The 14,219-nt window shown below is 33.1% G+C and carries 7 protein-coding genes and 2 pseudogenes; 5 read left to right on the forward strand and 4 right to left on the reverse strand.

Annotated elements, in window-relative coordinates:
- Nucleotides 1–16: 16 nt before the first annotated feature.
- Complete coding sequence (locus tag ACQH1W_RS02415; protein ID WP_425361131.1) at nt 17–1,210, reverse strand: MFS transporter; 1,194 nt, start codon at nt 1,208–1,210, stop codon at nt 17–19.
- Nucleotides 1,211–1,399: 189 nt separating this feature from the next.
- Here ACQH1W_RS02415 and ACQH1W_RS02420 point away from each other — a divergent pair, with 189 nt between their 5' ends.
- Together ACQH1W_RS02420 and ACQH1W_RS02425 are read left to right on the forward strand one after the other, a co-directional pair.
- Nucleotides 1,400–2,848, forward strand: coding sequence for a UDP-N-acetylmuramoyl-L-alanyl-D-glutamate--2,6-diaminopimelate ligase (locus tag ACQH1W_RS02420; protein WP_375333203.1), 1,449 nt, complete (start codon nt 1,400–1,402; stop codon nt 2,846–2,848).
- A 31-nt stretch (nt 2,849–2,879) separates the two neighbouring features.
- Nucleotides 2,880–3,920: a hypothetical protein gene (locus tag ACQH1W_RS02425; protein ID WP_375332942.1), complete on the forward strand. Its 1,041-nt coding sequence runs from the start codon at nt 2,880–2,882 to the stop codon at nt 3,918–3,920.
- Nucleotides 3,921–3,933: 13 nt separating this feature from the next.
- Here the strand turns inward: ACQH1W_RS02425 and recF are convergent, their stop codons facing one another.
- Nucleotides 3,934–5,016, reverse strand: coding sequence for a DNA replication/repair protein RecF (recF, locus tag ACQH1W_RS02430; RefSeq protein WP_375332943.1), 1,083 nt, complete (start codon nt 5,014–5,016; stop codon nt 3,934–3,936).
- Between the two features lie 435 nt (nt 5,017–5,451).
- Here recF and mutS point away from each other — a divergent pair, with 435 nt between their 5' ends.
- The 3 genes and pseudogenes from mutS to ACQH1W_RS02445 all read left to right on the forward strand — a co-directional run.
- Nucleotides 5,452–8,115 carry a DNA mismatch repair protein MutS gene (mutS, locus tag ACQH1W_RS02435; RefSeq protein ID WP_425361132.1) on the forward strand — a complete coding sequence of 888 codons (2,664 nt, stop codon included), beginning with the start codon at nt 5,452–5,454 and terminating at the stop codon, nt 8,113–8,115.
- 27 nt (nt 8,116–8,142) lie between these two features.
- Nucleotides 8,143–10,017: pseudogene (recJ, locus tag ACQH1W_RS02440) on the forward strand (single-stranded-DNA-specific exonuclease RecJ); the annotation flags it as partial.
- Between the two features lie 141 nt (nt 10,018–10,158).
- Nucleotides 10,159–11,435 (forward strand): annotated as a pseudogene (locus tag ACQH1W_RS02445) (class I SAM-dependent methyltransferase); the annotation flags it as partial.
- Nucleotides 11,436–11,502: 67 nt separating this feature from the next.
- On the opposite strand, the gene ACQH1W_RS02450 reads toward ACQH1W_RS02445, so the two are convergent.
- The gene (locus ACQH1W_RS02450) at nt 11,503–11,754 is read right to left on the reverse strand and encodes a hypothetical protein (protein ID WP_425361133.1); all 252 of its coding nucleotides are present in this window, start codon (nt 11,752–11,754) and stop codon (nt 11,503–11,505) included.
- A gap of 529 nt (nt 11,755–12,283) precedes the next feature.
- Nucleotides 12,284–13,294, reverse strand: coding sequence for a DEAD/DEAH box helicase (locus ACQH1W_RS02455; RefSeq protein WP_410521125.1), 1,011 nt, complete (start codon nt 13,292–13,294; stop codon nt 12,284–12,286).
- Between the last annotated feature and the right edge of the window lie 925 nt (nt 13,295–14,219).

A 14,219-nucleotide genomic window follows, 5' to 3' on the forward strand; every position in this document is an offset into this window, starting at 1 on the left:
ATATCTATTATGTTTTTCATGGTATACTCTTCACCGCCCATATGGTAACTAAAGTAATCATTGCAATATAAACTCCTATGGCTATAGAAGAGCCAGTAAAATGCCAAATAGCTATGCACACTGCAGGGGTAGATCGTCCAAATATTGAATTACCTAAAGCATCACCAATACTAACTAGCATATATTTATCTGAACTACGGAATAAGCTATTAAGCCAATAATTTAGTGGACATGCAAAAGTTATCCCTAAGGTAATAATCCATAAACGAACAAAATTAATATACCATACAGAAGCATCAGTAATATATAACCATAATGGTACTATGCTAATAAATAGAATGCTAGTGCTTACGATCATTACATCCACAGGGCGATATTTTTTAATAAAATGCCCTACTAATGGAATCATTGCTACATCTATGATTAATAAAATAGTATTAACACTCATCATCGCCTCCAAAGATATAGAAGTGATAAGAGGGACAAAACTATTCATCACGACAAAAGGTATGACATATGTCATATAGGAAAAACCACTAACTATAGATACACGTAGAATATTGCACTTATTATTCAATATCACATTTGATGTAGAGGATTTCTGTTCTATTGCTCTTTGAGACGTATTAGAATAACGTCTAAGATAAATCCCGACAATCCCTGTACTCCCTCCTAATATAAAACATAAACGCCAATATTCATGGTGATTAGAACTAATTAGAATGTTACTTATAAAAGAGGCAATAATAATGCCAAACATTGTTGATAACTCGTATAGATAAGATGCTTTCACTCCTTGAATCTGCGTCTTATTTTCTACAATATATAATTTGGCAATACAGTGTTCTCCTTCGCCAAAAATTGCTAACATCATTCGAATAATGAGCAACATCAATGGTGAAAACCAGCCAATCATTTGATAAGTTGGTATAAATCCTATTGACATAGTAGTAATAGCAACACCTATTAATGAATAGGATAGAGCCAGAGTTGGTCCTCGTTTTTTGACAATTATACTGAAAATTATCGAGCCAACTGGTCTAGTAACGATTGAAGTTGTTAGCACACTATAGGTTAAGATTAAAGCAACTATAGGATCATCTTTGGGAAAAAAGATCATTGATAAAACTGGAGCAAGAAAACTATAAATAGCCGTATCAAAATGATCTAGAGCATTACCTATTAAAATTGATATATCTTTTTTTTGCATAAGAAACCCTAAATTTCTTGTTAACAAACTATCTACTAGCTTTACATGGGCTACTACTTTATACTACTATGATTTCAAGAGTTGGTAGACGTAGTATACTCAAATCATTTGAGTATATACGTGCTAAACATACACATAAAAACTAATTAGGCTATATTTAAATTGCAAAAATTATTTGACTATTTAAAAATTACCTCTCATATTGAACCTAAAATTTTATGTTGCGACTCTAGACTAGTTAAATCAACTAGTCTATTCTTCGCCATTAAAGGAGCAAGTTCGGATGGTAATAAGTTTATTGATGATGTAATAAACAAAGGAGTGAAATTCATTGTTACCGATGATGCTGCAAGTTTGAAAAACCCTAACATTATCGCTAATGGTGTACATATAACGCTTGTGAGTGATGCACGGGTGGCACTGAGCCAAGCTGCTAATATTCTTTACCCTTTATTACCACAATATATGGTAGCTGCTACTGGTACTAACGGTAAAACCTCGGTAGTATCCTATTGCAGACAGCTATACACATTGCTAGGAGTACCCAGCTGTTCTATTGGTACTATCGGTATAGAATGTCCTGAGAATTTGGATTTAACAACCATCCAAGAGATTTCAGATAAGTTTCCTGCCCTCACTACCCTTGATCCTGTAACTTTCAGACATATTTTACATAATCTAGCTGAGAATAATATAAGATATGTAGCTTTTGAGGCTTCCAGCCATGGTCTAGATCAAGAAAGATTACATGGTCTAAAAGTAGATGCTGCCTGCTTTACTAGTTTTAGTCAAGATCATCTTGACTATCATAAGAATATGGATAATTATCTTTTAGCTAAGCTAAAACTATTTACAGATAATTTATCGCAGGCAGGAGTTGCTGTATTAAACTCGGAAATAGAACAATTAGATTATATCAAAAGTTATTTACAGGATCGTAATATAAAATTTTTAACCGTTGGTATGAATGGTGATCTGAAAATTATCGACAGCACAATTTGTAGTTATAACGGGCAGAAATATAATTTTACTACCGATATAGTTGGTAGTTTTCAAGCAACCAATTTACTAATTGCCGTTATGATGGTGCATTTGACTGGCTTTCCTTTTGAACAAGTCATGTCGAAATTACCACAAATTAAAGCAGTTAAAGGACGTTTAGAGAGAGTAGCTAATAGCAATATTTTTATTGACTACGCTCACACTCCAGATGCCTTAGAAAAAAGCTTGCTAGAACTAAAAAAAATAAAATCAGAAATATACTCAAATAGGGGATCATTAAAAGTAATTTTTGGCTGTGGGGGGAATAGAGATAGTGGTAAAAGAGCATTAATGGGGCAAGTTGCTGCAAAAATTGCAGATAGAGTTATTATCACTGACGATAATCCGAGGAATGAAGAGCCAAAATTCATACGGCAGCAAATTATACAAGGTATTATATCTATCACTAATAGATATATAGAAATAAATAATAGAAAAATTGCAATTACTGAAACAATAAATAATTTACAAGAAGATGATATTTTGCTGATTGCCGGCAAAGGTCACGAGAATTATCAAATAATCGGTAATAAAAAACTACCATTTAGCGACTTCGATATAGCCAAAGAAGCTCTACAAAGTAGAAAAAGATTTTGAATTAAAAAATATCAACTAATAATAAAATTATATGCAAGTTTCTAGAATATTCTTAGTCTCCTTCTATATAATTCTACCATCCTTATTAACTATACATTTTGCATATGCCAGCCCATTTAACCATCCAGAAACATGGAAAAAAGTTGAGATCTCAAAATTGCTTAAAACATCTACAATACACCATATAGAACCTATGAGAAAGTTTCTTGCGGAAAAAGGTAAAAAAGTCGAATTCAATGGAGAAGTTTTTTTAGTTACTTTAGATGATCAGGTAAAAGCTGTCTTTAAAAAATTACCTGCAGATGATTTAGGAGATGCACAAGCTGAAGTAGCAGCGTATCAAGCTTCTCTAATTCTAGGTTTCCCTCATATTCCTCCAACAGTAATGCGTAAAATTAATGGAATGACAGGATCATTGCAACTCTACATTGATACTAAAATTGATCCTTTAGTACCTGAAGAGTATGAAAAAGCTCTTCAAGAGGTTTCCATAAAAGATCAAATGAACCTACGAACTTTTTACTTTATTTTTGGACAGTGGGACTCTGGATCACATAATTTATTAATATTTAAAGATATTAATAAAACATATTTTATTGCAATAGATAATTCAGGCATTCGTAATCGCCAATATGTTAAGCTTGGTGAACTTCCTTTTGTTAGAGTACTGTATAGTGATAAATTAAATACCAATGATTGGGATAAACCATTTCCTTTTGATAAAGCAGAGGTTATTGATCTCCCTAATGAAGAAAAGCTAAAACAAAGATTTAAAAAACAAATACCTCCTACCTTTTACAAAAATTTTCAGTCTTATAACCACCCTTTTCGGTTTGTTATTTATCAAAATAGCCTATGGATTCAGTATCATGCATTTGATAAGAGTTTTATAATATCTTATCCAACACAATGTTATGACGACACTATAAAAGCTATAAAAAAATTAGACTTACCTCTTCTTAGAAAGATTTTTATAGCAGCAAAAGGTTCTGATTTTTTAAATAATTCTTACCTTAATTCTATATTAGAACGCCGTGATCAAGTTTTAAGGTATTGCCTTAAAATTAAATAAGAGAAATTTCATCCTATAATTTTATTAATTCTGCTTTTTTTGTTAAAGATTCTATGCCATTTAAGTCAGTTGCAGTCACCCATATCTGTAATCCTAATTCTAGGAAGAAATCAATTAAGTACTGCCTCCTTTTGTTATCAAGATGTACAAAAACCTCATCTAACAGTAAAATAGGCATAGCAATGTTTTCTTTAATAGAATAATTAACTTGGGCAAGTATTATGGCAATGAGCATAGCCTTCTGTTCACCGGTGGAACAGTGTTTAACTAAGGCGTTTCTTTCTTTATGAATAACTACAAAATCACTTTTATGCACTCCAAAATTAGTTCTATTAGATATCTTATCATGAACACGAGACACCACTAACTCATTTTTTATAAAATCAATATCTATTTCAGAATTTCTTAATATTATATCTTCTATAACCCCATTAATTGATAAAATAGCTTTAGGAAAATCATTATCCAAATCTGAGATAGCTTTTTGCATATGTTCTAAAATTTTTAGCCTATTAATAGCAATCTCAATTGATAATTCCGCCATTTTTTCTTCAACCACTCTTAGCCAATTTGTATCCACTTGGTCTTGTGCTAGTATTTTGCTACGTTCATACATGTAATATTCGTATTTACTAACTATTCCTGCATGCGATGGATTAAAGTTATAAACAATCCTGTCAAAGAATTTACGCCTATCGCTAATACCGGAAGAAAAAATACCTTCCATTTGGGGTGTAAGCCAAATCATAGCAGTGAACTTACTTAGTTCATTATTTTGTATTTTAACACCATTAAATTCCGTAAAACGTCTATTAGATTCACGCTTTAAATTCGTTGAAATTTCAACTAAGCCAAGTTTACTGTGTAATAATGTATAAGCTAAGCAATGATCTGCTCCCCTTTGACAAATATCATCTAATTTGGCTGATCTCAAGCCTTTACCAGGTGAAAATAGTGATATTGATTCTAAAATGTTAGTTTTTCCACTACCATTCCCCCCTATTAGTATAACAGGATTATTACCAGCACTAATATCTAAATTCTGAAAATTACGATAATTTAGTAATTTTAATTTTTGTAGGTAAATATTATGCATAACTTATTTGAAATAGTGAGAGAAAAACCGAATCAACCCAATTATAGCTAAATTGAAAAAATTTTAGCCAAAACCGTCTATTAGCGAGGAGACCATAGGTCGACGAAGCAATCCATATGACAAGCTTCATGGATTGCCACGCTCACATACGTTCGCTCGCTAATAGACGGCTTAAACCTTACAACAGCACTTCGCTAATAGACGATTTTTTAACTTTCAACAGTTGTGATCTTTATGGTATACTCAAATGATTTGAAGAATTGGATTTGAAAATGAATGGTGAGCATGCTAGGTGTACATATAGTACATGAGCCTGCGAATCCATGATATTTTCAAACAACAATTCGTAGGAGCAGAAGAGTATACAATGACCTTAATTCTTGAAGTTCTACCTGAGTATATACTCAAATCTAATTCAAACAACTAAATATATCCATGACTTTAGAAGAATTTCGCCATAAATATAATTATGATCAATCAACAAAGATGATGCAACAATATTTAGACATCAAATTTGCCAATCTTGATTGTCTTCTATTATTTAGGATGGGCGATTTTTATGAAATGTTTTTTGATGATGCAATTCTTGCCAGCCAAGTTTTAGGTATTGCTCTTACCAAAAGAGGATCTAATGGAGACTCTGAGATTGCTATGTGCGGCGTACCCCATCATGCTCTTGAGACATATTTAAATAAATTAATTGAAGAAAATTACAAAGTTGCTATTTGTGATCAACTAGAAACACCGGAAGAGGCAAAGAAACGTGGTGGCTATAAAGCTGTAGTAAATAGGGATGTAACGCGTATTATCACCCCAGGTACTATTATCGAGGAATCTTTAATTTCGTCATGCGAACCTAATTATCTGGCAAGCTTAGTTTTGCTAAAAAACAGGGCGTCAATTTGTTATGTTGATCTTTCCACTTCAGAAATTTCAGTTATAGAGATTCCGCAGGATGAGATTCTAAATGAACTATCACGTCTTAAGCCTAAAGAGATTTTACTTAGCGAAAATTTGCAGGGAGAACAATTAGCTAGTAGTATTCAGCACCAATTACATTTTCGTGTCTCGTATCAAGTTGATAGTTTTTTTGCTCCTAAAAAATGCCATAAAATTATTTTAGATTTTTACAAAATCAATGATCTAAAAGCCATAGGGGAAATATCTGAATGTCAAACAAGTAGTATTGGTAGTATCTTAGAATATTTATCGCTAACGCAAAAGCAAAATATACCCTCGCTACCTTTGCCCTTGTTGGTCAATTACCATAATTTTATGATTATTGATTCGGCGACTCGGCGGAATTTGGAAATTACTAATAATTTATTAGGAAAAACCAAGGGTAGTTTACTGGCCACTATTGATCATACAGTTACTAAGGTTGGTAGTCGTTTACTATATCACTTTTTATCTACACCACTAATAGATATTGACGAAATAAATTATCGACAAAATATCACAGAATTTTTTTATTCAAATATTGAACTAGTAGGGAATATTAAAAAGTTACTCAAGAAAACTGGGGATTTAGAACGTTGCTTGGCTAGAATTACCATGAATCGTGGCTGCGGGCGAGATCTGCTAAATATTAAATATACGTTAAATGCTGCACTGGAAATAAAAGGAGAGTTTATTGCCCATTATGGGCTAAATTTGCTAGATTATATAGAGAAGTTAATTAAACCTCTATCTGGAGATGAACAGTTATATTCATTAATAGATCAAGCAATTAGAGAGGATGCACCTAATACTATCAATGAAGGTGGGATAATAAATCATCATTATCATCCTAAAATACAAGAATTATATGACTTAATTAACAATGGCAAAGCACATGTAGAAAAATTAAAAAATGTATATCGCCTTGATACTGGCATCGACACCCTAAAAATATCTCATAATAATGTACTTGGCTTATTTATTGAAGTTACCCTAAGACATAGTGATAAAATGTACGCTTCAAAATTTATTCACCGACAAACAACCTCTAATGCTAGTCGCTATACTACTATTGAATTACAAAAGTTAGAAAGCGATATGGTTAATAGCAGAAGTTTAGCGGTTAGTCTTGAACTAGAATTATATAATAAAATATGCCAGCAAGTTATTGATAAAGCTATATTCTTACGATTACTTAGCTGTTCCTTGAGTCAACTTGATGTATTTTGTAATTTTGCTTATATTGCTGATGAATATAATTACGTCAAGCCTAGCTTAAGCAATGATTTGAGTTTTGAGATTATTGAAGGGCGTCACCCAGTCGTTGAGCAAAGTTTATCAAATGATAAAAAAAGCTTTATTCACAATAACTGTACTTTATCGGAAACTCATAGAATTTGGTTAATTACTGGACCTAATATGTCAGGTAAAAGTACTTTTTTACGGCAAAATGCCCTAATAGCCATATTAGCTCAAATTGGTAGTTTTGTGCCGGCTAAAAGTGCCAAAATAGGTATTGTAGACAAGATATTTAGTAGGATAGGGGCAGGGGACGATTTACAAGCAGGCCAATCGACTTTTATGGTGGAAATGCTTGAAACATCAGCTATTTTAGCACAATCTACTAAAAATTCTTTAGTCATATTAGATGAGGTTGGTCGCGGAACTTCTACCTATGATGGTGTATCAATTGCTTTTGCGGTGCTGGAATATATTCATGATAATCTCAAATGTCGATGTTTATTTGCATCGCATTATCACGAATTAACCAGCATGAGTAATTTTTTGCCAGCCTTGCAAAATTATACGGTGGCTATTGAGGAATTAGGGAAAGAAATATTATTTTTGCATAATATTATAGCAGGTATAGCTGATAAATCTTATGGAATTCATGTAGCCTACTTAGCGGGTCTACCAAAATCTGTTATAATTAGGGCGAATGACATTTTAACAAAATTAGAAAAAACCGCAACGTACAAAAGCAAAAATATATTAAACACTGAATCAAACAACTTAAGTTTATTTAGTCTGCCAGTAGAAAGTAAAAAAGAAATAAAATTTAATAAGTTAGAAGAAGAACTTATTAAAATCGATCCTGATCAGCTCTCCCCTAAACAAGCCTTAGAGTTGATTTATAAGTTAAAGGAACTAATTTTTTAAATAGGGTTGCCTTACATGATAATACCACTAGAACCCAAACGTTCAGTAAATGGAAAAATTTGGCAACAGCGATCAGTAAACGAGGATGATGTTTCAGAACTTTGTCGTTCTGTAGGAATCAGTGATTTTCTAGCACGGGTTCTATTTCCTCGCTTAGAGAACTTGTCACAAGCTATAGATTTTTTATCACCTAAGCTCAAGAATTTACTGCCAGATCCTTTTCATTTACTTGATATGCAAAAAGCAGTAGATAGGACTATAGAAGCTATTATAAATAAACAGAAAATCTGTATATTTGCTGATTATGACGTTGACGGGGCTACATCTTCATCACTACTTAAGAATCTATTTAGAGATTTGGGGCAAGAAGCTGATATTTATGTTCCAGACCGAATTGCTGAAGGGTATGGACCAACTCCAGCTGCTATGCAGAAAATTAAGGATAATGCTACTGAGCTACTGATTACTGTTGATTGTGGAGCAATGGCACATGAGGCTCTAAAATATGCATCACAAGTAAAGCTTGATGTAATAGTTATCGATCATCACATTAGTAGTGATATATTGCCTGACGCTGTTGCTGTTGTTAACCCGAATCGTATCGATGAGACCAGTAGATATAAGTACCTAGCAGCTGTAGGGGTATCATTTTTATTTGCTACCGCCTTATTATCCGACTTAAAAAAACAAAATTTCTTTGCTGATCGTCATTGCGAGGAGCAGCTTCGCTGCGACGAAGCAATCAAGAAAGATGGTGATAAAAGAAAGCATTTGGATTGCTTCGTCGCTGCTGAAGCATCTCCTCGCAATGACGCCAGTTTGCTACGGGCTATACCCAACTTAATGCAATATTTAGACTTAGTCGCACTTGGAACAGTATGCGATGTAATGAAACTTATTCACTTAAATCGTGCTTTTGTTGCTCAAGGATTAAAAATCCTTGGTCAAAGAAAAAATTTAGGTATGAAGACTTTATGTGATGTTGCTGGTTTAAATGAAAAACCAAACTGTTATCATTTGGGATTTGTGTTGGGTCCTAGGATCAATGCCGGTGGAAGAGTTGGTAAATCATCCTTGGGTGCTAGTCTTTTATCTACCGAGTGTGCAATAGAAGCAAATCTACTTGCACAAGAGTTGGAGAAACATAATAATGAGCGAAAAGTAATAGAACTGATAATGATAGAGGAAGCTACTAAAATAGCTTTAACTCAAGAAAATGATAGTTCATTATTTATAGTTGGTAAAGGGTGGCATCCCGGTGTTATCGGCATTGTCGCTGGCAGATTAAAGGAAAAATTTAATAAACCGGTTTCAGTTATAGCTTTAAATGATGCAATCGGTAAGGCTTCTTGCCGTTCTGTCAAAAATGTTGATTTTGGTAGTAAAATTATCAATGCCAAGGCTAAAGATTTAATCATAGCTGGCGGGGGACATGCAATGGCAGCTGGATTTACAGTATTGGAAGAGAAATTACAAGAGTTACAAGAATTCTTAAATCACGCCTTTAAGATTGATATTAGTAATCAAAATGACATTGCCTATGAAGAATATGATGCGGAACTTACTACAAGTAGTGTAAATTTGCCGCTAATGGATGAGCTGAGTAAACTCGAACCATTTGGTCAAGGAAATTATGAGCCAATATTTAAATTCTCTAATCTTTTTGTGTTAAAAGCTGACATAGTCGGTGGTAAACATATAAGATGTTTGCTTGCTCCTTCTAAGGAAGCTTTTGGTTCTAAACCGCTTCATGCGATTGCGTTTAATAGTGTATCTAGTCCTATAGAAAATATTTTACTTAATATTAAGTCACATAATATTTCTGTAATTGGTTCATTAAAAGTGAATAGTTGGCAAGAACGTCATACTATACAATTACAAATAAAGGACTTGATAATATGATATTTGTTAGCTATTTTGCTATGATTATAAATTTTTTATCAACTCCAAGTATAATGTAAATTTCCTATGTCAAAATCTAAACAAGTTAAAACAAATAGCCATGTTCCCATTGAGGGAACTGGTGATTTGGCTGTAGTTTAAGAGCATTATCAAGATTACCCCTATCCTTATAGAGATACTGAAGATGAAACAAAAAGATTACTGGTAATTAGCGGTGAATTTTTGGGTGAGTTAAATCATTATTTATATAAAGGTAAAGAAGATTTTAATTCAGGTTTTCGGGTGCTAATTGCCGGTGGTGGTACTGGTGATTCTGCTATATATATGGCAGAGCAACTAAAAGATAAAAATGCTGAAGTGGTGTATTTAGATTTTAGCAAGCCAAGCATGGAAATTGCCCAAAAACGTGCTGAAAAACGTGGTCTTACCAATATTAAATGGGTATATGATTCTATTTTAAATATTCCAAAGCTTAATTTAGGTAAGTTTGATTATATTAATTGTATAGGAGTATTACACCATTTGAAAAGCCCTCCAGATGGTTTAAAGATATTAAAGGATTCTCTCTCTGATCAGGGAGCAATTAACATAATGGTTTATGCTAAATATGGTCGTACTGGATTATATCAGGTACAAGATATCATGAAAATGGTAAACCAAGGTGTTAGCAATAGGGTAGAAGAAATAATGAATACCAAGTCTGTTATGGCTGGTTTCCCTGCAACTAATTGGTATATACGTGGGCAAGAACTGCTAGGTGACCATGTTATTTTCGGTGATGTAGGTTTATAGACATGTTTTTGCATAAACAGGATAGGGCTTATTCTATTCCCGAATTATACGAATTTATTCATAATGCAGCTTTAAATTTTGTGGAATTTTCTGATGTTAGCGAAAAATTAGCTCTAAGGATCGAAAATTATATTAGTGATTTTTCTCTTCTACAGAAAATTAAGAGGATAGATATCATAACACAGCAAGCAATTTGTGAATTAATTGTTGGAAATATTATTAAACACAGTTTTTTTGTTTCTAATCAAAAAGATACTATTGCTAGTCTTGATAATTTGGATAATATACCATATTTTTATGGTATTACTGGGGTTATTTCTAAACAAATTTATGATCATATAGAAACTAATGCTTTAGTAGCTGGCAATATTGTTAACTTTACATTAAATAATTCATTATTAAAGGATATCAATATTACTATACCAATTTCTAATTATACCAAATATGTTTTTAAACAAATGATAGATGGTGGTAAAAGTTTACAGGAAATCTTTGATTTAATCAGAGAAGATTTACAACAAGAAATTAGTAATGAAACCTTGTTATTGGAAGTAAAGAACATATTTGCTCCGTTTTTCACTACGGGAATTATGTTGCTTCATGACAAATCAGTAAAACTTTTTTAACTAATTTGACATTTATAGCTAACTTCAAAAGCTGTAAAAACAGCTTTTGAAATGGTAGGTTTGTGCTTTATTCTTGAGAGCCTTCGCTGTCGTCTCCTAATATTGGTCGAACATCCTGCTCATCAGTGAACCGTAAGGTAGCATTTGAATTAGACGTAATTAAGGAAGGCTGTAAGGTGTTATCAGTAGCATTAGATACAGGAAACTGTAAGGCATTACCAAGGGTAGTAGGCTGTGTAGTAAAGGCTGAGTCACGTTTTAAGTCAGCTGTGCAATTAATGTCTTTAACGAGAGGTCTGTTCTCGTGGGAATTCATCATATATAATTGTCCTTTATTAATTTTTAAGAAGCACATTATACACGTTATACAAATAATATCAACTGTTAATTAGGAGATGAATTAATAAATTCTTTATTAGACTTTCTGCATCTTCGGTGTTACCCCACAACTGTTGAAAGTTTACAAATACCTATACCACAGTGTCTATTAGCAAGCGTAAGCGAAGCAATAAAAGTAACCAAAAATGGATTGCTTCGTCGGCTTATGCCTCCTCGCAATGACCTTGGTTATTTTTCTACAACTTTTAAACTGCCATAATGAGTTCTAAAACCGCTTCCTCTTCTAACTTTCGACAGTTGTGGTGACATCACCCCTAATGGTGATGATTACTTGAGCCTACTATTAATTTATTACATAGATACTTGAGGTTATTATAAATTAATATAAATCCGTTTGAAACGGATTTTGCACAAAGTTCATTATACAACATTTAAATCTAAAAATCTAAAGTCAAACGTTAAAAACAACTATCAATTAGCAACAAGTTGGAGCTGATGGGCTGAACACATCAATCTATTCTACAGTCTAGTTCTCTGAATACTCCTGTTTCTTTCCATAAGCTCTTATTTCCTATAACATAGATAACTTCTTTAGCACGTGTAACTGCTACATTTAAGATATTAGGAGATTTACCTGCCCATATCCGAGTTTTATTTTGGTTTGGTGCTTGAGCCCCTAATACTAGAATTACTGCTTCAGCTTCTCGTCCTTGTACAGTGTGTATTGTTCCAATTCGTTCATTAAGCCAAAGATTCGTATCCGTAGTTATCCAAGACTCTAAAATATGATGATCTTTTATAATTTTGCGTAAATTACCTGCAACAAGTTTAAAAGGGCTTACAATATATAGGTTTGGGAATATTGAAGCACTCTTTAATTTATATAATAGTTCAACTACCTTTTTTCCTTCTTCTAGACACCATGTATCTAGTGCTTGACCTTGAACATCAAACCACATAGAAGGACCAAGACAGTTACGTATTGGAGAATTGTTGGGACTCTTTGCTTGTACCATTGAATTTCCGTAGGCAATTGCATTGGAAATACTAAACATAGGATCTGCGCAACGCCTATGAACCAATAAAGGTACACCGACTAAACGACTTCCGTCTTTGGTATTAAATTCCGAAAAATATGAAGTTACAGTATCTGATAGGGTTTGAACTGATGCTTTTGGTGCATTAAAACGATTTGGGTCTACCAAAAATTGTTCACAGATACTTTTTGTTAAATTGTTAGGCAACGTAACCACTGGTTCTATCTGTAAAGGATCACCTGTAACTATAGCACGTTTTGTTCTCATTATAGCTCCTACAGCAGCTTGCGGCAAAGCCTGTCCAGCTTCGTCAATAAGAAGCCATCCAAGAGAATTTGTAGGGAGATCCTTTAACATTCTTCCTACAGATGCAAAAGTTGTTGATACACTAGGTACTACAAGGAAAAAAGATGACCATAAATCTGGCAAAAGTTCCACGGTTTTTTTATCTATTTCACTATAAGAACCACCAAAATTTCTCATCAGAACTCCAAGATTGTGACGTAAAGGTTTTGCTGCTGCGTCTATAAAAGCTTTATGCAGCTTTATAGCAGAAATAAATACCTCATCGCGTAAGGATTGTGTTTGCGTATCACACCATGGGGAAACTATATGTCTTTCTTCATGGGATTTTGAAAATAAATTATTATCAATAAAATGAGATCCAAGTTTGTTAGAAAATCTAGGTACAATTCTTTTTACATAATCAAAATGAACAAGTTTTTGGCTTTCTTTATGGGCGATCCTTTGCCCTTCTTTTTGCCAAGCACGAAATGAAGGAGTATTTAGAATACGCCAAATAACATGTGGTTTTGATTTATAATGTTCTAATAAAAGTTCTTCTAACGTTTGCTCCTGTTCTGATCCGCTTTCTAGATTTGCTAAATCTTGAACTAGATTTTTTATTTCCTGTAATTCAGCAAGTCTAGTTCGGCTTGCTTGTAATACATGTTTAAAATCTGTACTAGCTTGTCTCCAACGTCTTAAAGCATCACTGTGATTATGTGGGGGATCACTTTCTTCAATAATTCTCGGTTTTCTACGTTCAAGGATTTTGCCGGTTTTTGGATCTGTAATTTCAAATATCTGTGGTATTCCGCTTGCTTCTGCTAAATATGTTAAAAGCCCAAGATCATTATTCCACCAAAAATTTTTACTAAAATTATTACAATTAGCAATATTTCCAAGTACTGCTGAAATCAAACCCCAACTTTTGCATCCAAATACTAAATCAGATAGAACTGTAAAATAACGCAAATCATTCGCATCGTTTGCAATAGCTTTTAAACTAGGTAATTCAGCACTAATATTTTCAACAGCCTTATTGTTAGAGGATGCAATTAATATTTCAAAACCTTTTAGACTCTTATCTAATTTATAAAGATTTAACCAACTCTGTCCCGCTTTT

This window comes from Candidatus Tisiphia endosymbiont of Stenodema calcarata, assembly GCF_964030695.1.
GTDB lineage: Bacteria > Pseudomonadota > Alphaproteobacteria > Rickettsiales > Rickettsiaceae > Tisiphia.